Genomic DNA, 20,693 nt, shown 5'->3' with positions numbered 1-20,693 from the left:
GGAGTCATACCATGAGTTATCAATGGCTAACCCTGTGGCGTTACGCCGACACCTTTCTGGAGGCCGCGTGGCTCACGCTGCAGGTTACCCTGCTGGCGTTCGCGCTGGCGGTGGCGCTCGGTCTGCTGGCCGCACTGGCGAAATCTTCACCGCTGGCGCCGCTGCGCTGGATCAGCCACTGTTATGTTGAATTCATCCGCAATACGCCGGTGCTGCTGCAAATTTTTATCATCTTTTTTGGCCTGCCGTCGCTCGGTATCACCATGAGCGCTTTTACCGCCGGGGTGCTGGCACTGGGGATTAACGTTGGTGCCTATTTGTCGGAAACCTTCCGCGCCGGTATTCAGTCCGTGGCGAAGGGGCAGCTGGAAGCGGCATATATCCTCGGCATTCCGCGTCACCAGATTTTTCTCAGCGTGGTGCTGCCGCAGGCGGCTCGCGCCGTCTGGCCGGCGATCATCAATAACCTGATTCAGCTGCTGCTCGGTACGTCGCTACTCTCGGCAATCGCCCTTCCGGAGCTGACCGGTACCGCCACGGTAATTAACGCGCGCACCCTGCTTTATATCCAGACTTTCAGCGTCGTTGCCCTGGTGTATCTGGTGCTAAGCAACCTGTTTTCATGGCTTGGCACCGTGGCCGGACGCCGGCTGTTCCACCCGCCGCTGGTGACGCCGGTAAAAAAGTCCGGCTGGCGGTGGGCAAAAAAATGGCTGATTAATCCAGTGAAACGGGAGAATGCGTTATGAGCGAACTTATCATTAGCTCGCTGCCAATCCTGCTGAAAGGGCTGGTCATCACCTTACTGCTGTCCATCGCCGCTATCGCCGGCAGCACCCTGCTCGGTTTACTGGCCGCGGTGCTTCGCACCAGCCGTCTGCCGATCGCCAGAGAGATTGCCGTGCTGTACACCGAGCTGTTTCGCGGCACGCCGGTGCTGATCACCCTGATGTTCATTTACTTCGGTGTGGCCTATTTTGGTTATGAAATCAATCTGTTCGCCGCCGGCATTCTGGGCCTGAGCATTTATCAGGGCGCTTACATTGCTGAAGTGTTCCGGGCCGGCATTGAAGCCGTGCCGAAAGGGCAGTGGGAAGTGTCGTGGATCCTCGGATTATCAAAACGCCAGACGTTTCTCAGCGTAGTGCTGCCACAAACGCGCGGCATCGTACTGCCGCCGCTGGTGGGCCAGTATCTTTCGCTAATCAAAGATACGTCGATCGTCAGCATGATCGGCATGTCGGAGCTGATGCACCAGGGGCAGGCGATTGTTGATCGCATTGGCCAGCCGGTGGTGGTTTACGGCCTGGTCGCCCTGCTCTACTTCGCTGTCTGCTTTCCGCTTTCCCGTTGGGTTCAACATCATCAAACCAGGAGCCAGTTATCATGAGCAAATCCGCCATTACGCTGAGCCGTATTACCAAATCCTTTGGCGCAACCCAGGTACTGAAAGAGATCAGCCTGGACGTGTCGCCGGGCGAAGTGCTGGTGCTGATTGGCGCCTCCGGCTCGGGAAAAAGTACCGTGCTGCGCATTATGAGTGGTCTGGAAACCGCCGACGGTGGCGAAATCTGGGTCAATGAAGTACCGCTGCACGACCGTAAGCGCAGCAGTGAAATTTGCGGCCACGTCGGTATGGTGTTTCAGCAGTTCAACCTGTTCCCGCATAAAACCGCACTCGGCAACGTGACGCTGGCGCTGATCAAAGCGCAGAAGCTGTCCGAAGCGGAAGCGAACAAACGCGGCATGGCGGCGCTGACGCGCGTTGGCCTGGCGGAGCGCGCGCATCACTATCCGGCTCAGCTGTCCGGCGGGCAGCAACAGCGTGTGGCGATTGCCCGCGCGCTGGCGGTCGAGCCGAAGATCATGTTCTTCGATGAAGCCACCTCCGCGCTCGATCCCGAACTGGTTGGTGAAGTGATGGAAGTGATGCGCAGTCTGGCACGGGAAGGCATGACCATGGTGGTGGTGACGCATGAGATGGGCTTTGCGCGTAAAACCGCCGATCGCGTGGTGTTTATGGACCAGGGGGTGATCGCCGAACAGGGTTCGCCGGAGCAGATTTTTGTTAATCCGCAGAATCCGCGTACCCAGCAGTTTTTGTCGCGCGTGCTTGAACACTAACAGGAGGCAGAATGTCGATTCACTTCCCTTTGCAGGCCGATGGCGCGCTGGATGCGCTGCAGCCTGCGCCGAGGTTTAAATCGGTGGCCGGAACGGGCAATCAGCCGCTGGCTAACGGTACGCCGGTGTTTAACAGCCCTGAAGTTTTTTCACCGCTGATGCTGATGAAACAATCGGCGCTGGAGAATAACCTGCGGCAACTGGCAGCGTTCTGCCGGGAGCACGGTGTGATGCTGGCCGCGCACGGCAAAACCTCGATGTCGCCGGCGATTCTGCGCCGTGCCGTCAGTGAAGGCGGCGCCTGGGGCCTGAGCGCAGCGACGCCGGCCCAGGTACGCGCACTGCGCCAGTTTGGCATCCGCAACGTGTTTCTCGCCAATGAACTGGTGGATCCCGCCGGGATCCGCTGGATTGGCCAGTGGCAACAGCAGCATCCCGACCACGGCTTTCTCTGTTATGTGGATTCGCTGCAGGGCGTAAAACTGCTTGAGCAGCATCTCGGCGGCGCGCAGATCGCCGTACTGCTGGAGATGTCGGTCAGCGGCGGCCGTACCGGCTGTCGCTCGCCGCAGGCTGCGCTGGAAATCGCCCAGGCAATCCATGATAGCCGCTCACTGCAGCTGGTGGGTGTGGCCGGTTATGAAGGTGCGCTGGGTGCCGGACGCGATGCCGCAGGCGTGCAGCGGGTGAAAGATTACTGCGAGATGATGATCGCGACCGCCGCGCTGCTGGCTGAACACCAGCTGTTTGCCAGCGGAGAAATTATTCTCAGCGCCGGCGGTGGCGCGTGGTTCGATGTGGTCGCGGCCTGCTTCAGCGCGGCACAGTTGCCGCTGCCGGTCACGCCGCTGATTCGATCCGGTGCGTACATGGCACACGACAGCGGCTTATATGCACGCATTGCCCCCTTTGCGCAGCCGGGAGCAACGCACCATTTCAGCGCCGCACTGGAGATCTGGGGCCGCGTGTTATCGCGTCCGGAGCCGGGGCTGGCCTTTGTCGATTTCGGCCGGCGCGATGTGCCGTTCGATCAGGATCTGCCCAATCCGCTGTGGATTCGTCAGGCGGACGGCAGCGCACCGCGCGCGGCTACGCATTTGCGCATCACCGACGTCAACGATCAGCACGCTTATTTGCAGTTACCGGCGGACGATCCGCTGCAACCGGGCGACTGGATTGGCTGCGGCATTTCCCATCCCTGTACCGCATTTGACAAGTGGCGTTATTTACCGTTGGTGGATGATGACTATTACGTCACCGATTCACTGGAAACCGCGTTCTGACGCTTTTTCAGCCACAAAAAAGGCTGCCAGTGCTGGCAGCCAGTTCTGGCACATCCCTGTGCGACCATGCGGGTCGGCGTTGTGCCTTCAATGAACACATAATAACACAGATTATAATTAGCAGGCTAGTTATTTATTGCCAGCGCCAGCTTCACCGCGTCCTGCGCATGGATTAATGTGGTATCGAACAGCGGCACCGCCGCATCCTCCGCTTTAACCAGCAGCGTGATTTCGGTACAGCCAAGGATAATGGCTTCAGCCCCTTGTGCCACCAGCTGAGCGATGATGTCACGGTACTGCGCGCGTGATTCTTCACGGATCACGCCGAGGCACAGCTCCTGATAAATAATGTCGTGCACCGTTTTACGTCCGGTAGCGTCCGGTACCAGCACCTCGATGTCATATTGCTGCTCAAGGCGCCCTTTATAGAATTCCTGCTCCATGGTGAACGCGGTCGCCAGCAGACCGACGCGTTTCACGCCGGCCTGACGAATGCGTTGTGCCGTGGCGTCAGCGATATGCAGCAGCGGAATGCGGGTGGCCGTGGTGATCTGATCGGCGACTTTGTGCATGGTGTTGGTGCACAGCACAATGAAATCCGCCCCGCCCTTCTCCAGGCTACGGGCGGCTTCGGCCAGGATTTCACCGGCCTGCTGCCATTCACCGGCGACCTGCAATTTCTCAATTTGCTGAAAATCGACGCTGTACATTAGGCTGCGCGCCGAGTGCAGTCCGCCCAGCTGTTGCTTTACCTGTTCATTGATGATGCGGTAATAGAGCGCGGTGGATTCCCAGCTCATGCCGCCAATCAGGCCAATCATTTTCATCAGTTACCGTTCCCCACGGAAATTAGCTCGTCTGGCACTGTACGGTATTCAATGAAGGCTTGAAAGCATCGCGGCGCTGAACCGCATCGCAGGCACAAAAAAGCCCGGGATAACCCGGGCTAAGCACGTTAACGGAGAAAAGGATTGTTATTATTTGTACAGCTCAGCAGTCATGTCCACGCCGTTGTCTGCGCGGGCGCTGGTGATTTTGTAGCTGTCCGCACCACTCGCTTTAGCCTGAGCGGCAACCTGGGCTTCAGCGCTATCCAGCGTGCTGCCGTGAACGGAGATGCTTTCAGCGGCGAAGCTACCGAAAGAGATCATAGAAAGAGCAGCAACAGCAGCGATGGTCAGAGTTTTTACGTTTTTCATGGTCATATTCCTTCAATGTTTGGGTCAGAGCTGAATGCTCTGCATGGGAGTTATAGTAACCATTGTTATTATTACCGACCTAACAAAAAGTGCGATCTTAATCACACTATGTGCGGTTTTGCTCTGCCAGCGGCTGCGGCCAGCGCGCGCCAGGAAAGAGCGACAGACGGATATTGAACAGATGAAACAGCGGCGCAAACAGCGCATTTTCCTGCTGCGCCGCCGCCTCCAGCCGCAGCAGTAACACATCAAGCTCATGCAGCAGCGCAGGCGATGGCGTGCTGTCCAGCGTTTTCAGCCGCTGCTTAAGAAACTGGCTCAGCTCGTGAAACATGGCTGCGCTTTCTATCTGGTTCGCCAGCAGCAGGTGCCGATGACGGGTGTAATAGTCATAGCAGTTAGCCCCGAGCCAGGCCTCCGCAATCAGGTTACCGCCCGCCACCAGCTCCGGTGCCGGATCGACGCGTTTACGCGGCAGAATCACGTTTACTCTGTCCAGCGTGCGTGCGACAAATTGCTGCCGCGCCGTCAGCGTGGCGGTGTTCATGCGCAGCGCGGTGATAAACTGCAGCAGATCGCGAATGCCTTTACGCAGCGCACGCGTGGCCGTCCATGCCGGGCGTTTGTTGCGAATCAGCAGCGTCAGCACCAGCGCAACGGCAATGCCCACCAGCGTGGAGATCATGGCATTCACTATAAGCTGCAAGTCGGGTTTGAAATGGTGGCTCATGCCGATCAAACCGGGGATCTGCGTGGCAACGATGAGACCGATCAGGTTGGTGGACGGATTGGCAATCACCAGCCCTAAAGCAAATAATCCCGGCGCGAGGCAAATCACCAGCGCTTCAAACGTCACCGCCTGTGGGATCAGCAGCGTGACGTAAATCAGGCTGATCGCCATGGAGATTAGCACGCCCTTCAGAAACAGCTTCATTGGCGCGATGGGGCTATCCAGCCCGGCGAAGAACGAACACAGCACCGCCGCCATCATCGGCGCGGTTGAACCATCACGCCAGCCGCTGCCAATCCAGAACAGGCAGCTGGCAAAGGTGGCGATAAAGGCAGTAAAGCACGACAGGAACAGCAGACCTTTATCGACATGTTTGTGCGCGCGTGAGGCCTTGCCCGGTTTCACCGCTGGCGTCCAGTCACTGACGCGCTCGCTGACGCTGTGGTAAGCATCAGCAATACGGACAAAGTTGAGTAACCGTTCCAGCAGACCGATGAGCAAAATGCTCTCTTCACTGTTAAGCCGCCCTGCGCGCCAGGCCTGCTGCAGCTGTTCCTGAGCGTCGGTGAGGCGATCGCGCACCGGCTGCTGCACATCACCGTTCAGCCATTGTAAAAATTGCTGAAAGGCCGTCGCGACATAATCGGGAAAGCGGATCTGCTGCTGTGCCAGCAGATTCAGACGCGATTCAATGGCGGTGAGCGTCGGGATAAGGTACGACAGATGCTGATACTGCACGCTGACCAGCCGCACCAGCCGCCGCGCGGCATCCCCTTCATAAACGCAGTGGGTGATCAGCGTTTCGACGTTAAGCGGATAGTTGGCCATCTGCACCAGAATATCCTCGCGCTCCAGCGATTTTGCCGCAGGCATCGCCGTCATCAGCTCGCTACACAATTTACGCGCGTTCTGATACCACAGCCCGACGCTCTGTTCGAGCAGATGGCGCATCGAAACCGGGAAGATCAGCCGATGCACCAGGCTGCTGCAGACAATCGCCACGGTGATTTCCTCAATGCGGGAAATTACCGTATAGGTAATGGCGCCGGGCGAGGTCACATCGGGAAAGCCCATAATGGCGGCGCTGTAGCCGGCCAGCATAAAGACGTAACTTTTTGGCGTGCGGTCGTGCAGCGAGAGATACAGGCAGACGGCAACCCAGAGTGAAATACACAGGCTGAACAGCATCGGCGACTGGACCGTAGCCGGATAGATCAACAGAGTAAACAGCCCGCCCAGCACGGTGCCAAAAAAGCGAAACACCGATTTGGACACCGTCGAAGCGGAATAAAGCTGCGAGGCAACATACACGGTGGTCAGTGACCAGGCGGGTTTGTCCAGGTTGAGTTCCAGCGCAAGATAAAAAGCCAGAAAGGTGGCCAGACAGGTTTTGGCAGAGAACAGTACGGCGCTTCGGGAAAACCACTTCATAGAACGGGAGCAACCTATAGCAGGCAACGTTATCGCTTATCCTGACAGAAGCCTGCGGCGTTGACATTTTGATTTGTTATACAAATTATTACCGTGCTAATTATCCGGTTCTCTATGCAACTTGCCCATTACAGTGAATGCTGATGCAGGCCGGAATTAGAGTTATAAGCGATATTAAAAAGTTATTTATTGGTTATATAACAACTTTGCCAGGATGGAGGAAAAACCACGAGAGACGTCCCATGAAAGCACAACGTTTTGCCCTGAGCGCACTGGCACTCAGCTTCGGCCTGCTCGCAACGCACGCCTTCGCCGCCAACCCGGAAACCGTCACCATCGGCTATCAGAAAGCCAACATTTTTGCGCTGCTGAAATATCGCGGCACGCTGGATGAGACCTTCAAAAAAGAGGGTATTGCGGTGCGCTGGGTGGAATTCCCCGCCGGTCCGCAAATGCTGGAGGGGCTCAACGTGGGCAGTATCGATCTGGCCGCCACCGGCGATGCGCCACCCGCCTTCGCGCAGGCGGCAAAAGCCGATCTGATTTATCTCGGACATTCACCCGCCAACCCTAAAACCGAAGCCATTGTGGTGCCGAAAGACTCACCCATCAAAAGCGTGGCCGATCTCAAAGGCAAACGCGTTGGCCTGAACAAGGGTTCAGACGTCAATTATCTGCTGGTGAAAGCGCTGGAAGATGCCGGGCTGAACTATAAAGATGTCACGCCGGTTTACCTGCCGCCGGCCGATGCGCGCGCCGCCTTCCAGAAGGGCGCAATCGATGCCTGGGTGATCTGGGATCCCTACCTGGCTGAGGTCGAAGCCAACGCCGGCGCGCGTGAAGTGCGCAACGCCGAAGGTCTGGTGCCGCACTACACCTTCTATCTTGCCAGCCGCCCGTTTGCTGAAAACCACCCGCAAACGGCTAAGCAGGTGGTTGACGAGTTGAGCAAGCTGAGCGACTGGGCCAATCAGCATCAGGATGAAGCCGCCGCGATTCTGGCGAAATCTACCGGTCTGGATAAATCCATCTGGCAGACCACGCTGCAACGCCTGCCTTATGGCGCGTCACGCATGTCACCGCAGGTGTTTGCGGAACAGCAGGCGCTGGCGGACACCTTCACCCGCGTCGGCCTGCTGCCGGTGAAAGTCGATGTGCGCAGCGCGACCTGGTCGCTGGATAAGAAATAAACCCTTTAAGCTCTGGCGATTAAGCGCCTGACCTGAAGCGGAGTAAACCTGTTTTCCACGGCCGGACGGTAAGTTACTGCATCCTGCGGGAAAACGTATCGCCCTCCGCTTAACCTTTCACAAGGAGGGCATGCCGGGTCATCTGATCACATCGACCGGTACCTGATGTTTATTCAGCTGATTTTCAGCTTAAACAGCCGATTCATTGCCACCCGGCCTGAATCGGTTACGTTGACTTCACGGTATCCCTGTATACGCTTTACCCATTCTTTTTGCAGGAAAAGCGTAAACAGGGCTGAGCCCGCGTCACCGCCGAGGTGGAAACGCCTTTCACTCCAGTCCAGACAGGGGCAACAGGGCTTGCGCCGTGTGCGGGAGTTAAGTAAAACGCCCATGTTCTCAAAATGGATTTTGCCGGCTGATGTCAGTCCCGAACCCTCTGCTTCCAGCCAGTTTTCCCTAAGCATAAAGTCATAAATTTCGATAGCAAGCTCGCCGGCCAGATGGTCATAGCAGGTGCGTGCATAAAGCAGATGAAGCGGCGTACTGGAAACGGGGGCCTTAATGGTCCCCATGGAAACCCCCATCAGGTTTTCCAGCAATCCGGCGATAGGATGGCCAGCCAGACTGTAATAGCGATGACGACCCTGCATCATGCAAATGACCAGACCGTTGCTGAGGAGTCGGTTCAGATGCCCGCTGGTTGTCGAGGCTGCTATGCCAGCCACTACGCTAAGTTCGGTCGCTGTCCATGCGCGCCCGTCCATCAGCGCGCACAGAATAGCCACCCTTGACGGGTCTGCCAGCGCAGATGCCACCATTGCCATTGATGTTTCAAGGACATTATCCGGCTCACTTTCGCGCGTTTGGTTAACAAGGTTCATTCAGAAGCTACTGCCCATTTTCGGGTTACTTCGGCTGCCCGGACATCATCATCCGTAATGAGAATGAGCCGGTTATGGTGGTCGCTGTACTGTACCAGAATATTGATGCCGTTCCGGGCAAGCGTGTCAGCGATTTCGCCCAGCTCTCCGGGACGTTCCTGCGCTAATTTTCTGACCAGAGGACGACATAGGTTGCCGACTTCAAAACCGGCTTCAGTTAATACCGTGCGCGCTTTATTACCGTCTTCAACCAGAAAGTGTGCATGTCCGCCTTCCGGTGTTGTAAATACGCCACCCCCTTCAAGACCCACACCGTTTTTCCCCAACACACTCCCCAGTAAACCCAGCGAGCCCGGGCTATTTTTGAGAATAACGTGAATGTCATGCATGCGGATTGGTTCCCTTATCAGAAGAGTAATCACGGAATACGCTGGCTACCCGTATTCTGTAAAATAAAAAAATCGATTGCCTGCCTTCTTGCTGCGCGGCCTGATGCATCACATTGCGTTTCCATCCGGCGACAGCATCCTCATCTTCCCACCAGGACAAAGAGAGGATCTTGCCGGGCGTGGTCAGGCTCTGGAAGCGTTCTATGGAAATAAATCCGGGCGTGTCGGATAAAAGAGGCGTCAGCTCAGAAGCAAGTTGAAGATATCGCTCCTGAGCTGCTGGCAGGGCTTCTGCCTCAAAAAGTACTGCAATCATGGTCCGCTCCTTCGTTAATTTTCAGACAGCTTAATGAAGACAAAGCCATGTTGCTTCGGCCGGTACCGAAGTGTCTGTGTCAGCGAAGCCATCGGCATGAAAAAGCGATAAACAGCAAACGCAGAAGTTAAAAGGCGGGAATATGGAACCACTGGCTATGACCGCTTCTGATACAAAGCGAATTCATATACACTTCGATGTCTGGTATAAGCGAAAAACAGACATTACAAGCAGTTTTGGACTGAAACCCTAATGGCTTCACAATAATGACATCAATACAAAAATTTATGCTTATCCTGGAATGGAGTTATACCCCTGAACATAAATATAAGAACCGCCCAGGCAGCTGATATCGATGGCATGTTTCATGTCAGAATCTCAGTTATCGAGAATCATTTAAGTCGTGAGGAAATGCAGCGAATCGGGATTACCGAAAACGTAGTAGCTGATTTGATTGAAAAGAGTTGCTGTGCATGGGTTGCGACTGATAACGAAAAAATTATTGGTTTTTCTATGATTTTACCTGATGAAGGCTGCCTTTTTGCTGCCTTTGTTCTCCCGGAGTACGAAGGCAGGGGTATAGGCCGCAGGCTTGTTGAAATCGCGGAAAAGGAATTATTCAGGCATCATGAGATTGCCTGGCTTGAAACTGACAAACAAAGTCGTGCAGCAAAATTTTACATACAGCTCGGCTGGGGCAATAAAATTGACATCAATGACACAGATATCAGATTAGAGAAACATCGCTGAGTGAAATCTACAGCAATATTCATTGATGTCGGCTCCTGGCACAAAGCGCGCCGTCTGGTCGGTCAGAAACTATTTTGCCCGGTCAATGCTGACATATAGGCATCACCCCAAAGCCGACATCCCAGGCTGGACTTGTCTACTTCAAGGCAGAGATCGACATCCGCGGCGAATCCACGTTGCATCAGCTCTATTGCAGACGAACACTCCCGTAGAAGCACCAGGTTTTGCTTCTGGTAATGCTGCCAGACAGCCACCGCAGCCTCTGCTTCTGGTGAGCAATTTTGACGCCCCATTGCAGCGATAATTCCGCCAGCAGCCACATAATCCTCAATACTGGGGCGAAAGCTCCCATCGGGCCAGCGTTCTCCGCAGGGAATTACCAGCACACGGCCGAAGGAACGGCAGGCATTCGCGGTCGCAGATATGTTTCTGAAACAGCCGCTCAACACTGCTACTCCTGCATCCCTTGCTTTGAATGAAACGGCTGAACCGTTAGGCGATGGGAGGACCAGTTTTTCACCCTCGCTTATGTTTCTTAGCGAAGCCGGCGATAGGCTGTAACCTTCACCGCTGAATCGTCTGTCCGGACTCGCTGTGCTGGCTCCCATTTTCAAACCATATTCAATAGCAGAAGCATCTTTCCAGGGGTACGGATAGACACAGGCACCATTATTGACAGCCATACTGACGCAAGTTGAGAACGACATAACGTCAACAATGACAACGCAGTCGACCTCCCCGGCAAGATGCTCTACCGCAGGCAGGCCCCACTCAAGACGAACCGCAAATTTTTCCTGACTGAACCATTGCACGAGGCTTTCTCCGTTATTCCCACGCCCTGTTTTGCATCACCACCCGGTACCCGTCGGGATCAACGAAGGTTTGCCCATTCACATCCCAGTAAGGATTAAAAGAATTCGTCCGTTTAAAACCCGCTTCGATCATGGTTTCGCATGCCAGCTTCCATGCATTTTCATCCGGATAATAGAGGACGAGGAGATCGTCTTCGGTTGGCGAGGGTTGAACGGGATGTCCCGGGCAGCAGGTAAATTCGAGGTGCCAGTCGAGGTCTTTTCGGCCCAGCATCACGCCATTGAAACCGTCGTGATCGTGGAATTCAGCAATTTTTTGCAGACCCAGTCCCTGACTAAACATCAGCACCGATCGTTCAAGCTGGGAGACGGGTCTGGCAATGCGCATGTGCGTAAACATCTGGCTTGACTCCTGAAAACGTTTTTCTGGGTGTTGTTAACCCGGTAGAGTTTACACATGATCGGGCTGGTCATTTGTCGATGAGAGCCTGCGCAACCTGCCCTGCCCGCGTTGCGCACGTCAGGCTACAGCACCGCGGCGGTATAACCCGAATGGCAGCAACGGTTATTCAGGTTTCCCGATCGGCGCGCTGCGCAGCGGGCGACAAATCACGGTCATGGCAACGGCGCTGCACAGGGGAAACAGCGCCAGCAGCAGCCAGGGATAAATAGCCTGCGTTGAAGGGACAAGCGCGTTGTCCAGCAGTGGACCAAACATTAAATTTCCGGCCAGCACCGCGAAGCCGCCGGCGGTGGCAAGGGCGCCGTAATGTGCACCCAGCGTCGCGGGGTCGGCAAACCGGGGAATCAAATCCTTGGCCGACGGCACCAGCAGCATCTGGCCGAATGTCAAAAACGTCACCAGACACACCGCAGGGATCAATCGCAGCCAGCCGTCAGGCGGCGTGGTTGACGCGAACAGGGCCACGCTGGCAAACGCGGCGGAGAGCAGCAAAAAACCCACCGGTAAAACTTTTACCGTCCCCACACGTCGTGCAAAGCGCGCCAGCGGCAGCTGAAAAGCGATGATCAACACCGAGGCCAGCATAAAGAGCGGGCCGAGATCTTTCTCGCTGCCGCCTGCTCGCCGAATCTCCACTGGCAACGCCAGATACAGCTGGTTGTAGCTCAAAAGCCACGAGCTGTAAGCCACGATGAAAGCGACAAAACGCGGCTGGCGGAAGGTCATCCACCAGGGGACAATTTTCAGCGCCTGTTTGCTGTTACCTGTAGCAGGGAGAAAAAAGTACAACACAATCAGCGCGATGACAAAGACCGCGGCCCCTGCCAGCGCCACCTGGCGGAAACCGAATCCGGTCAGCAGTGCACCAGCCACCGGACCCAGTACGGCACCGAGTTCGCCGCACACCGCAAACAGCGCAAACCACTCCGCGCGGCCGCGCTTGCCCTGCGCCTCGCTTTGCGTTCCCGCTTTGGCCAGTAGCGCTTCAATTGACGGGGAAAACAGCGCACCGCCGATGCCTGTCAGACAGGCACCCAGAATAATCGGCCACAGCGATTGCCCCAGCGCCAGCAACAGATAACCCGCAATCCGGACCAGACAGCCACACAGGATAATTATCTTTGCGCCGTAACGGTCAGAGAGCGCACCGCCCAGCAGAAACATCCCCTGCTGGGAGAACGTGCGTAATCCCAGAATCAGCCCGATAACGCCGCCGGAGAGCAACATATCATCGCGTAAGAATATCGCCAGAAAGGGAACGACCGCGTAAAAGCCAATGTTGAAAACAAACTGGCTGCCCAGCAAAACGCCCGGGCGCAGGGTAGAGACAGGACGCAGCGAGAACGGAAGCATGCTACCTGACCCTAAAGAATGAAATGAATGTGCTTCTTGCCATGAAAGCGGGAGATCTCAATTTTGGTTTTCACCCGGAATACCTGCCAAAGCAGCGCCTCGGTCAGGATATCCTGCGGCGTGCCGGTTGCGATGATTTGACCGTTCTGCATCACGATCAGCGAATCACAGAACATCGATGCGTGGTTGAGATCGTGAATGGCGACAATGCTGGTAACCGGTAACTCGCTGATCAGCTGCATCAGTTGCATCTGATGATGGATATCCAGATGGTTGGTCGGTTCGTCCAGCAGAATTTCGCTCGGCGTTTGCGCCAGTGCGCGGGCAATGTGCACACGCTGACGTTCGCCACCGGAGAGACTCAGCCATCCCTGCTCACTTTTCTCCAGCATGTCCACGCGCTGCAGAGCGGCCGTCACGGTTTCGTCATCGTGCGCGCTCCAGTTGGAAAACGGCGAATGATGCGGAATGCGCCCCAGTTTCACCACATCGCGCACACGCATATTGGCGTCGGTCATGCCGTGCTGCTCGACGAATGCCACCCGACGACCAAGCTGTTTGCGGGCGATGCGGGCGATATTTTGCCCGTCCAGCGTCACACAGCCGGCATCCGGGCGCCGCAGACCGGCGAGGATGCGCAGGAGGGAAGATTTGCCGCAGCCATTTGGACCAATCAGCCCTACCGTTTCACCACGGGAAATGTGCAGCGATACGTTATCGACGATGACCTTTTTTCCGACCTTCCAGCTAATGTTGTCAGCGGAGATACTCATTATTTATTCCCCGAACGCCAGATAATCACCGCAAAGAACGGTACGCCAACCAGCGCGGTCACCACGCCTACCGGCAGGTTTTGCGGGGCAATCAGCAGGCGTGAAGCAATATCTGCCAGCACCATCAGAATGGCACCGGCCAGTGCGCTGGCAATCAGTAACGTGCGATGCAGCGGACCAAAGAAGAAACGCATGACATGCGGCACCACCAGGCCAATAAAACCAATCGAACCGGCCATGCTGACGATGGTGGCGGTGATAAGCGCGGTGGTGATAAAGAGTGCAAGGCGCACCTGAGGCACTGCAATACCCAGCGAGGCAGCCGCATCGTCACCAAAGGTGAACGCATCCAGCGCCCGGGAATAGTAGAGGCAAATGGCCAGTCCGATGGTCACCACCACCAGCACCAGCTGGAGTTCCGGCCAGCGCACGCCACTGAAGCTGCCCAGCAACCAGAACATCACATCGCGCGCCTGCTGCGCACTGGCAGAGGTGCTGATAGTGTAAGCGGTGATGGCATTAAACAGCTGGGAAGCCGCAACGCCGGCCAGGATGGTGCGTTCATTACCGCCGCGTGCCCCTTTCGTCAGAAAAGCGACAAAGGCAAAGGCGGTGAAGGCGCCGGCAAAGGCACCCGCCGACAGCGAGACGGCCCCGCTGCCGATGCCCAACACCACGACAGAAACCGCCCCGGTGGAGGCACCGGCAGAGACACCGAGCACATAAGGCTCAGCCAGCGCATTCTTCAGCAGGCTTTGCAAAACGGCACCGCAAATCGCCAATCCGGCGCCACAGCATGCCGCCACCAGCGCCCGGCTCAGGCGAAAGTCCCAAATCACACTTTCATAGATGCGGCTCAGGGGAACGTGCGTGAGCCCCATTTTATTGCTAATGGCATAAAAGACGCTTTTCAGCGGGATCGACAGCTCCCCGACGCTGACACCGGTCGCAATCACCAGCAATAATAACGCCACGGCAGCCACCAGCGAGGCGGTCAGGAACAGCCCCTGTCGCGCCTGAACAACAGCGATGGTCATCAGTTCAGTTCCAGTTTTCTCAGCTGCTCACCCACCTGTTCGGCTCCGTAGATAGTGCGGATGGTCGGGTTCATAGCCTGGCCATCCATCACCACGATGTGGCCTTTTTTCACCGCATCCAGCTGGCTGACGGCGGGATCGCTTTTCAGGAATTTGATTTTCTCTTCGGCTTTATCCAGCGCCCAGCGATTGCGATCGAGACTGGAGACCACGATCACATCCGGATTGGCAGCAATGATGCTCTCCCAGCTGACCGTCGGCCATTCGGTCTCTGAAGTGATGGCGTTATGCCCGCCCAGCACGCTGGCGATGAATCCGGATGGACTGTTTTTACCGCCCACATAGGCATCCGCAGACGGTGACGAGCTTGAGAACCAAAACACAAACGAGAGATCTTTCTTGCTGCTACCAAACTCCTGACGCAGTGCCGCTTCACGTTTTTTGAAATCGGCAATCACCGCCTGGCCACGATCTTCCACGTTGAAAATTTTGGCGAAGTCCTGAATCTCCTGATACAGGTACGTCATATCCCACAGCTGCTGGCGACTGCCATACATATCCCCTGCGGCTTTTTTGGTGGCGCACATCCCTGGCGACACATAACTGTTCACGCCAAGGGTGATCAAATCTTCGCGTTTTGCCACCTTGCTCTCGGGTCCCAGCAGCAGCGGCGTCTGGGCAGGAACGAAGTCCGGATTTTGCGCCAGCACGGATTCGAGGGTGGGGATTTCTACCGTCAGCGTTTTGATTTTTGCATTCTGTTGAGCCAGCTGTGGCAACACTTTAGTTGGCCAGAACGCGCTGGCGATGACCTTATCCTGCAGGCCGAGCAGCAGCAAAATTTCTGCGGTATTTTGCCCCAGCGCCACCACGCGCTCAGGCGGTTTGGTGAAGGTCTCTTTATAGCCGCAGTTTTCAATCGTGAGAGGATAGGTGGTGGCCAGCGCAGAACTAACCGATGCAAACACCAAACATAACGTGCAGATGACCTTTTTCATTAACCCCTATCCCCATTGATATTGTTTTGAGAAGCCCGCGCCGCTTTAATGCAAATGAAACTCATTAACGAAGCGGGCTTTTATACAATGGGCATTTTAAGGTGTCAACGGGAGATTGTTTCCCAGAGTTATCATCGTCATGGACCTGCCAGGATCGCATACCGGACGTTCGGTAAAAGCCTGTCCGCAGCCAGCCGGTCCCCTTCCCCGCTGACGTCACACGTTTAATGCGCAGAGCGTGCCAGGCCAGCATTCGCTTCGCGGCACCGGGTAAGCGGCGTCCACCGATTCAGGCCTGACGCTGACCGCACTCAGCGATGTTTACCGGTTGCCTGCGCTTTTCTGACAGCTGCAGACTGAGCATCGCCAGCAGAATAAAGACCACCGACATGCCGATCAGCCCGTAAAAGCCGGCCAGTGGATATATCCATGATGCGACCGCCGAGCCAAAGCCGATACCGCCAAACATGAAGGCACTGGTCAGCGCCAGCGCAATGCCGCGATGGCGGACTGATGCCAGCTCGACGATCCGGCGCTGCTGGCTGGGCCAGAGCAGATCGGTGGCAAACGCCCAGACCACCAGTGCCGCCAGCAGCACGCCCAGCGCTTTCGGCAGCACGGCGATAAGCGCCGTATCGACGATGAGCAACGTCATGCCGCTCAGCAGCAGCTTCTCAGCGGTAAAGCGTGTCGCCGCGCGGGTGACCCAGAGATTGCCCAGCACGCCGGCAACGCCCAGCACGGCCAGCGCTGCGGAGACCGCATGCGTGCCGCCAGTGTAGGTGTCGCGAATGAGCGGCGCGATAAAAGCGTAAAAGCTGTAAACGCCGGAAGTAATAAAAAACACCACCAGGAAAGCCGTCAGGTATTTGCCATCGGCCAGCACGCCGGCCATCTCACGCAGGCGGATGCGCGTCCCGGCACTGTCATCCGGCACCGTCAGCAAAATATTCAGCCCGCTCAGCAGACTTAGCAATCCGACCAGCACAAACAGGGCTTTCGCACCCCACAGGCTGGCTACCCAGGCGGCGAGCGGAATACCGGCAAGGCTTGCCATCGATACCCCGAGCAGCACCATGCCGATGGCCCGGCCGCGCTGCTGTTCATGGACCAGTTCGGAGCCCAGCGCAACCAGCACCGGACCGATGAACCCGGCGCCTGCCCCCATCAGGATACGTGAGGCGAGCAGTGCGTTGTAGCCCGGCGACAGCACAAACGCGAAGGCGCCCAGGCTAAACAGTGCAATGCCGGTGAGCACCAGCCGGCGAAGGTGCAGGTGACCAAACAGCACCTGCACCAGCGGAGCCGCCAGCGCGAAGGTGAGTCCGAAAACACTCAGTAAGCGCGCGCTCTGCGCATCAGTCAGCTGCCAGGCTGCAGAGATGGCCGGCAGACTGCCAGCGACAGACAGCGCGCCGGTAGCCTGTACGAAGTAGGCAATGCTCAGCGCACGCAGCGCGCGGCGCTGGGAAGAGGTGATGACAGCGTTCATTATGTCTCTCCGGCATAAACTTCAGGGGCGGTGCCCCTGAAATGTTTACTGAACAGGAATCGGGTTATCCGCTACAGACTGGTTGAACTGATTCACCAGCGTATGCTCGTTCGCGCCCGGGTTATCGCGCACCGGCAGCACGCGGTCGACAATCGCTTCGATGGTGTCGGTACCCAGCTTTTCAAATGTCTCGCTGATGAAGGCGTCCAGCGGCATGGCGCGCGGGTCGCCACTTTTGTAAATCAGATCGGTATCCACCCACGGCGGTGAAATTTCGATGACCTGCACGCCGGTATCACGTAGCAGGAAACGCTGCGACAGGGTATAGGAGTGAATCGCGGCCTTGGTGGCCGAGTAAAGCGCGTTGGTCGCCAGCGGCAGGAAGGCCAGCACCGAGCTGTTATTAATCAGCACCGCGTCCGGCTGCTGCTTCAGGTGTTCGATAAAGGCCGCACTGACGCGCACCGGTCCCAGAATGTTGGTGTTCAGTAGCGTCACCGCCTGCGCGTCATCCAGTTCGCCCGCCGCATTATCAAACGGCATGATGCCAGCATTATTGATGACCACGTTCAGGGCCGGATAGCGTTCCAGCACGCTCTGTGCGGCGGCCTGAATGCTGTCGGCGCGCGTGACGTCCAGCACCACATAGTCCATGCCCGGACTGGCGGCGGTGACTTCCTGCAGCAGCGCCTCGCGGCGTCCGGAGATGATCACCTGGTTGCCCAGCTGATGAAATTTTTCTGCCATTGCGCGGCCGATGCCAGAAGTGCCGCCCGTGATGAAGATGGTGTTATCGGTCAGTTTCATGATCTGATTCCTTAATGGGACAGTTATTAGGATTGCGATTCTGAATAAGGGGGCGTTCAGTGCACAGAGACGGGCCGATAGCGTTCAGCCGGCGCGTCGCTGCCGAGGTGCGGCATCATGGCCTGACGCGCCTGCTCATAGCGGGTCCAGAGCGCTTCGTCCTGCAGGGACGGAATGGTAACGAGCTCGCCGCGGGCGAAGCCGGTGAGCGCCGCATCAACCATCTCCTGCGCGCTCATGACGATGTTCGGGTCAAGCTGGTCAACCGGCAGACCGCCGTTATCCCAGAACGGCGTCGCGGTAGCGCCAGGCAGTACGGCCTGCACCTGAATCCCCTTACCGGCCAGTTCATGGTGCAGCGACTGACTGAACGCCAGCACGTAAGCCTTGCTGCCGCCGTAAACACCGTTCAGCAGCTCAGGCGCAATGCTGACGATCGAGGCGATGTTGATGATGGCGCCGCGTCCGCGCGCCACCATGCCTGGCACCAGCGCATAGGTCAGGCGGGTCAGCGCGATAACGTTGAGATTTATCATGGCGTTCATCTGCGCCACGTCGCTGTCCAGCAATGGGGTATGGGTGCCGATGCCGGCGTTATTCACCAGCAGCGTAATGCTCGCGTCCTGACGCAGCTTCTCTTCCAGCGCGTTCAGCTGTGCGGCATCGGCCAGGTCCGCGGTGATGACTTCCACGCTGCGGCCGCTGTCGGTGGTGATGTGTTCAGCCAGCTGGTTCAGCCGGTTGTGATTGCGGGCCACGATGATCAGGTCATAGCCCATGCGTGCCAGGCGGCCGGCGTACAGTGCGCCCATACCGGTAGAGGCACCGGTGACAACGGCAGTGCCGCGGTTGGTGTGTGTCTGCTGCGTCATGATATTCACCTTGTCAGTTATCGGGTTGGTGAATTCATAGTACGCAGTCGCGCACCGGCGCGGCTGACGAGAAAGGTCGTGATTTCGGACAACATGATGACCGGGATGCCGGCCATCATGATCAGAAGGCGTTCAGGCGTGACAGCGCGCGTCAGGCTTTACCGGTGCGCAGCGACTGCGGCGGGATGCCGTAACCGCGAATGAACACTTCCCGCATATGGCGGCGATCGCGGAAGCCGGATTCACGAGCTATCACCTCCATTGGCAGCCTGCTCTGCTCGATCAGCAAGCGGGCGTTTTCCAGTCGTAATCCCTCAATGGCTTTGGCTGGCGACTTGCCCGTCTCAGAACGGAACAGGCGGCTGAGCTGCCGCGCGCTGAGGTGAACCGCATCCGCAAGGTCTTCGATGGTCAGCGCTTTGCTGAGATTGTTGCGCGCATATTCCAGCGCCGACTGCAGCCGGTCGCTGCGCGGAGAGAGCATCAGCATCTCAGAGTGCTGCGTCTGTCCGCCGGAGCGGCGGTGATGCATGACCAGCAGGTGCGCCACGCTGCGCGCCACTTCGGCACCGAGATCTTTCTCCACCATTCCCAGCGCCATATCCAGCCCCGCGGTAAGTCCTGCCGAGGTCCAGATGTGATCGTCAATAATAAAGATGCGGTCTTCTTCTATCCGCGTCGTCGGGTGCAGCAGTTGCAGACTCTGGGCATGTACCCAGTGCGTAGTGGCACGGCGCTCCGATAACAGACCGGCCTGCCCCAGCACGAATGCGCCGGTACAGATCCCGGCCACCCGTCGGGCCCGGGGTGCGTGCAACTGCAGAAAATCAACGATGCCCGCTGTGGCCGGCAGCTCCAGCGGCGTCATTACGCCTGCGACCAGCCAGGTATCCATTTCCATCTCTGCATGAATCGGCTGGCTGTCCACGCCGAAGCCGGAAGAGGACTGCACCGTGCCACCGCGCTCTGAATAAACCGTGCAGTGGTAAAACGGTTCGCCGTTTACCTGATTGGCAAACTCAAAAATACTCAGCGTGGATAATCCCAGAACCTGGAAATAATCGGAAATCAGTAAACCTACCCGGTGCATCGTCGTCTCCTTCAGTCGTCCGGCACCGTCTGCCACACTGTGTCCGGCCTGATGTTAAGCAGGGTGAGCCATGACAATAACCCGATTTCGCTCAGCGGTATCACCTGCGGAAAAATAAAAAAGGCGATGACACCGACCTGCTGCGGATCTTCTGCGCCGTTTTATGTTAAGAGTACCCGATCGGGCAGTTCGCCAGGCATAGGGTTTTAAACAGGCGGCCATTGCCCAGGTCATCAACCAGAGAAAAAACCATGAAAAAATCGATCGTTCCTGAAGAATTTCAGCACTATTACCATGACTGGCACTTCTCTCCCGTTATCGAAGCCGATGGCACCCTGTATCTTTCCGGTGTGACGGCAGCGCGGAAAGACAAACCGATAAGTACCCATCCTGAAGAACAATTCCATGATGCGTTTTATAAGCTGGGTGTGTATTTAAACGCTGCCGGACTGGGCTATGAACATATACTGGAGATGACCACCTTTCATATCGATCTTAAAAAACATATCGGGATATTTTCTAAGGTCAAAGATGTGTATATCAAAGCCCCCTACCCGGCATGGTCTGCCATCGGCGTATCAGATTTCATTCCTGAAAACGCCCTGGTGGAAATGCGGATTGTGGCGAAAAGGGTGCTTCAGGCGGATGGGCAAAAATAACCGCAACCGCCGCTTACGTCACAGGGCTGTGATTACAGCCC

General features: G+C 56.8%; 23 protein-coding genes. 7 read left to right on the top strand and 16 right to left on the bottom strand.

The annotated features are described in order from the left end of the window. The first annotated feature begins 11 nt into the window (after window positions 1-11). The 4 genes from F3J41_RS08465 to F3J41_RS08450 are packed head-to-tail and all read left to right on the top strand — an operon-like array spanning window position 12 to window position 3,407. Complete coding sequence (locus F3J41_RS08465) at window positions 12-749, top strand: amino acid ABC transporter permease (RefSeq protein ID WP_021508750.1); 738 nt, start codon at window positions 12-14, stop codon at window positions 747-749. After that, the gene (locus F3J41_RS08460; RefSeq protein WP_021508751.1) at window positions 746-1,390 is read left to right on the top strand and encodes an amino acid ABC transporter permease; all 645 of its coding nucleotides are present in this window, start codon (window positions 746-748) and stop codon (window positions 1,388-1,390) included. The genes F3J41_RS08465 and F3J41_RS08460 overlap by 4 nt, the downstream gene beginning before the upstream one ends. Beyond that, a complete protein-coding gene (locus tag F3J41_RS08455; RefSeq protein ID WP_021508752.1) occupies window positions 1,387-2,124 on the top strand; it encodes an amino acid ABC transporter ATP-binding protein in 738 nt (245 codons plus the stop codon). The genes F3J41_RS08460 and F3J41_RS08455 overlap by 4 nt, the downstream gene beginning before the upstream one ends. 11 nt (window positions 2,125-2,135) lie before the next feature. After that, window positions 2,136-3,407, top strand: a complete 1,272-nt coding sequence (locus tag F3J41_RS08450; protein ID WP_166710663.1) for an alanine racemase — start codon at window positions 2,136-2,138, stop codon at window positions 3,405-3,407. 125 nt (window positions 3,408-3,532) lie between these two features. On the opposite strand, the gene F3J41_RS08445 is transcribed toward F3J41_RS08450, so the two are convergent. From F3J41_RS08445 to F3J41_RS08435, 3 genes are all read right to left on the bottom strand, one after another. Further along, entirely contained in the window at window positions 3,533-4,234 is a 702-nt protein-coding gene (locus F3J41_RS08445) for an aspartate/glutamate racemase family protein (protein ID WP_058770465.1), read from the bottom strand. 150 nt (window positions 4,235-4,384) lie between these two features. Continuing rightward, window positions 4,385-4,606: a YdgH/BhsA/McbA-like domain containing protein gene (locus F3J41_RS08440; RefSeq protein WP_010615756.1), complete on the bottom strand. Its 222-nt coding sequence runs from the start codon at window positions 4,604-4,606 to the stop codon at window positions 4,385-4,387. 106 nt (window positions 4,607-4,712) lie between these two features. After that, on the bottom strand, window positions 4,713-6,767 hold the full coding sequence (locus tag F3J41_RS08435) for an FUSC family protein (RefSeq protein WP_166710661.1): 2,055 nt from the start codon (window positions 6,765-6,767) through the stop codon (window positions 4,713-4,715). Between the two features lie 242 nt (window positions 6,768-7,009). Here F3J41_RS08435 and F3J41_RS08430 point away from each other — a divergent pair, with 242 nt between their 5' ends. After that, on the top strand, window positions 7,010-7,957 hold the full coding sequence (locus tag F3J41_RS08430; protein WP_058770463.1) for a sulfonate ABC transporter substrate-binding protein: 948 nt from the start codon (window positions 7,010-7,012) through the stop codon (window positions 7,955-7,957). 173 nt (window positions 7,958-8,130) lie between these two features. On the opposite strand, the gene F3J41_RS08425 is transcribed toward F3J41_RS08430, so the two are convergent. From F3J41_RS08425 to F3J41_RS08415, 3 genes are read right to left on the bottom strand one after another with little or no spacing between them, the layout of a single operon-like run. Then, complete coding sequence (locus F3J41_RS08425; protein ID WP_166710659.1) at window positions 8,131-8,841, bottom strand: helix-turn-helix transcriptional regulator; 711 nt, start codon at window positions 8,839-8,841, stop codon at window positions 8,131-8,133. Then, complete coding sequence (locus tag F3J41_RS08420; RefSeq protein ID WP_166710657.1) at window positions 8,838-9,230, bottom strand: amino acid-binding protein; 393 nt, start codon at window positions 9,228-9,230, stop codon at window positions 8,838-8,840. The genes F3J41_RS08425 and F3J41_RS08420 overlap by 4 nt, the downstream gene beginning before the upstream one ends. After that, a complete protein-coding gene (locus F3J41_RS08415) occupies window positions 9,223-9,546 on the bottom strand; it encodes an antibiotic biosynthesis monooxygenase (RefSeq protein WP_058758689.1) in 324 nt (107 codons plus the stop codon). Before F3J41_RS08415 ends, F3J41_RS08420 begins: the two co-directional genes overlap by 8 nt. 315 nt (window positions 9,547-9,861) lie before the next feature. Here F3J41_RS08415 and F3J41_RS08410 point away from each other — a divergent pair, with 315 nt between their 5' ends. Next, window positions 9,862-10,296 (top strand): GNAT family N-acetyltransferase, encoded by a 435-nt coding sequence (locus tag F3J41_RS08410; protein WP_031279940.1) that lies wholly within the window; start codon window positions 9,862-9,864, stop codon window positions 10,294-10,296. A gap of 62 nt (window positions 10,297-10,358) precedes the next feature. On the opposite strand, the gene F3J41_RS08405 is transcribed toward F3J41_RS08410, so the two are convergent. The 10 genes from F3J41_RS08405 to F3J41_RS08360 all read right to left on the bottom strand — a co-directional run bounded on the left by F3J41_RS08405 (window position 10,359) and on the right by F3J41_RS08360 (window position 19,993). Then, window positions 10,359-11,108 carry a 2-phosphosulfolactate phosphatase gene (locus tag F3J41_RS08405; protein ID WP_166710656.1) on the bottom strand — a complete coding sequence of 250 codons (750 nt, stop codon included), beginning with the start codon at window positions 11,106-11,108 and terminating at the stop codon, window positions 10,359-10,361. A 13-nt stretch (window positions 11,109-11,121) separates the two neighbouring features. Beyond that, window positions 11,122-11,508: a VOC family protein gene (locus F3J41_RS08400; protein ID WP_150360149.1), complete on the bottom strand. Its 387-nt coding sequence runs from the start codon at window positions 11,506-11,508 to the stop codon at window positions 11,122-11,124. Between the two features lie 165 nt (window positions 11,509-11,673). Further along, window positions 11,674-12,924, bottom strand: a complete 1,251-nt coding sequence (locus F3J41_RS08395; protein WP_166710654.1) for an MFS transporter — start codon at window positions 12,922-12,924, stop codon at window positions 11,674-11,676. 11 nt (window positions 12,925-12,935) lie between these two features. Continuing rightward, a complete protein-coding gene (locus F3J41_RS08390) occupies window positions 12,936-13,697 on the bottom strand; it encodes an ABC transporter ATP-binding protein (protein WP_166710652.1) in 762 nt (253 codons plus the stop codon). Beyond that, window positions 13,697-14,734, bottom strand: a complete 1,038-nt coding sequence (locus tag F3J41_RS08385) for an iron ABC transporter permease (RefSeq protein ID WP_166710650.1) — start codon at window positions 14,732-14,734, stop codon at window positions 13,697-13,699. The genes F3J41_RS08390 and F3J41_RS08385 overlap by 1 nt, the downstream gene beginning before the upstream one ends. Beyond that, on the bottom strand, window positions 14,734-15,732 hold the full coding sequence (locus F3J41_RS08380) for an ABC transporter substrate-binding protein (RefSeq protein WP_059010044.1): 999 nt from the start codon (window positions 15,730-15,732) through the stop codon (window positions 14,734-14,736). The genes F3J41_RS08385 and F3J41_RS08380 overlap by 1 nt, the downstream gene beginning before the upstream one ends. A 289-nt stretch (window positions 15,733-16,021) precedes the next feature. Beyond that, entirely contained in the window at window positions 16,022-17,224 is a 1,203-nt protein-coding gene (locus tag F3J41_RS08375) for an MFS transporter (protein WP_166710648.1), read from the bottom strand. Between the two features lie 45 nt (window positions 17,225-17,269). Continuing rightward, the gene (locus F3J41_RS08370; RefSeq protein ID WP_021508768.1) at window positions 17,270-18,031 is read right to left on the bottom strand and encodes an SDR family oxidoreductase; all 762 of its coding nucleotides are present in this window, start codon (window positions 18,029-18,031) and stop codon (window positions 17,270-17,272) included. A 56-nt stretch (window positions 18,032-18,087) separates the two neighbouring features. Continuing rightward, window positions 18,088-18,903: an SDR family oxidoreductase gene (locus F3J41_RS08365; protein ID WP_150058823.1), complete on the bottom strand. Its 816-nt coding sequence runs from the start codon at window positions 18,901-18,903 to the stop codon at window positions 18,088-18,090. 151 nt (window positions 18,904-19,054) lie between these two features. Continuing rightward, a complete protein-coding gene (locus tag F3J41_RS08360) occupies window positions 19,055-19,993 on the bottom strand; it encodes a GlxA family transcriptional regulator (protein WP_166710646.1) in 939 nt (312 codons plus the stop codon). 251 nt (window positions 19,994-20,244) lie between these two features. Between F3J41_RS08360 and F3J41_RS08355 the strand changes: the two genes are divergently transcribed. Continuing rightward, on the top strand, window positions 20,245-20,652 hold the full coding sequence (locus F3J41_RS08355; RefSeq protein WP_104093494.1) for a Rid family hydrolase: 408 nt from the start codon (window positions 20,245-20,247) through the stop codon (window positions 20,650-20,652). Window positions 20,653-20,693: the final 41 nt, after the last annotated feature.

Source organism: Pantoea sp. Ap-870 (assembly GCF_011752515.1).
Classification (GTDB): domain Bacteria; phylum Pseudomonadota; class Gammaproteobacteria; order Enterobacterales; family Enterobacteriaceae; genus Pantoea; species Pantoea dispersa.
Note: the sequence above shows the minus strand (reverse complement) of the source record. Positions and strands in the feature narration are given on the sequence as shown.

What these genes read in the sequence shown, in the direction of transcription:
- F3J41_RS08465 (WP_021508750.1), top strand. Translation starts at nt 12, where the DNA reads ATGAGTTATCAATGGCTAACCCTGTGGCGTTACGCCGACACCTTTCTG.
- F3J41_RS08460 (WP_021508751.1), top strand. Translation starts at nt 746, where the DNA reads ATGAGCGAACTTATCATTAGCTCGCTGCCAATCCTGCTGAAAGGGCTG.
- F3J41_RS08455 (WP_021508752.1), top strand. Translation starts at nt 1,387, where the DNA reads ATGAGCAAATCCGCCATTACGCTGAGCCGTATTACCAAATCCTTTGGC.
- F3J41_RS08450 (WP_166710663.1), top strand. Translation starts at nt 2,136, where the DNA reads ATGTCGATTCACTTCCCTTTGCAGGCCGATGGCGCGCTGGATGCGCTG.
- F3J41_RS08445 (WP_058770465.1), bottom strand. Translation starts at nt 4,234, where the DNA reads ATGAAAATGATTGGCCTGATTGGCGGCATGAGCTGGGAATCCACCGCG.
- F3J41_RS08440 (WP_010615756.1), bottom strand. Translation starts at nt 4,606, where the DNA reads ATGAAAAACGTAAAAACTCTGACCATCGCTGCTGTTGCTGCTCTTTCT.
- F3J41_RS08435 (WP_166710661.1), bottom strand. Translation starts at nt 6,767, where the DNA reads ATGAAGTGGTTTTCCCGAAGCGCCGTACTGTTCTCTGCCAAAACCTGT.
- F3J41_RS08430 (WP_058770463.1), top strand. Translation starts at nt 7,010, where the DNA reads ATGAAAGCACAACGTTTTGCCCTGAGCGCACTGGCACTCAGCTTCGGC.
- F3J41_RS08425 (WP_166710659.1), bottom strand. Translation starts at nt 8,841, where the DNA reads ATGAACCTTGTTAACCAAACGCGCGAAAGTGAGCCGGATAATGTCCTT.
- F3J41_RS08420 (WP_166710657.1), bottom strand. Translation starts at nt 9,230, where the DNA reads ATGCATGACATTCACGTTATTCTCAAAAATAGCCCGGGCTCGCTGGGT.
- F3J41_RS08415 (WP_058758689.1), bottom strand. Translation starts at nt 9,546, where the DNA reads ATGATTGCAGTACTTTTTGAGGCAGAAGCCCTGCCAGCAGCTCAGGAG.
- F3J41_RS08400 (WP_150360149.1), bottom strand. Translation starts at nt 11,508, where the DNA reads ATGTTTACGCACATGCGCATTGCCAGACCCGTCTCCCAGCTTGAACGA.
- F3J41_RS08395 (WP_166710654.1), bottom strand. Translation starts at nt 12,924, where the DNA reads ATGCTTCCGTTCTCGCTGCGTCCTGTCTCTACCCTGCGCCCGGGCGTT.
- F3J41_RS08390 (WP_166710652.1), bottom strand. Translation starts at nt 13,697, where the DNA reads ATGAGTATCTCCGCTGACAACATTAGCTGGAAGGTCGGAAAAAAGGTC.
- F3J41_RS08385 (WP_166710650.1), bottom strand. Translation starts at nt 14,734, where the DNA reads ATGACCATCGCTGTTGTTCAGGCGCGACAGGGGCTGTTCCTGACCGCC.
- F3J41_RS08380 (WP_059010044.1), bottom strand. Translation starts at nt 15,732, where the DNA reads ATGAAAAAGGTCATCTGCACGTTATGTTTGGTGTTTGCATCGGTTAGT.
- F3J41_RS08375 (WP_166710648.1), bottom strand. Translation starts at nt 17,224, where the DNA reads ATGAACGCTGTCATCACCTCTTCCCAGCGCCGCGCGCTGCGTGCGCTG.
- F3J41_RS08370 (WP_021508768.1), bottom strand. Translation starts at nt 18,031, where the DNA reads ATGAAACTGACCGATAACACCATCTTCATCACGGGCGGCACTTCTGGC.
- F3J41_RS08365 (WP_150058823.1), bottom strand. Translation starts at nt 18,903, where the DNA reads ATGACGCAGCAGACACACACCAACCGCGGCACTGCCGTTGTCACCGGT.
- F3J41_RS08360 (WP_166710646.1), bottom strand. Translation starts at nt 19,993, where the DNA reads ATGCACCGGGTAGGTTTACTGATTTCCGATTATTTCCAGGTTCTGGGA.
- F3J41_RS08355 (WP_104093494.1), top strand. Translation starts at nt 20,245, where the DNA reads ATGAAAAAATCGATCGTTCCTGAAGAATTTCAGCACTATTACCATGAC.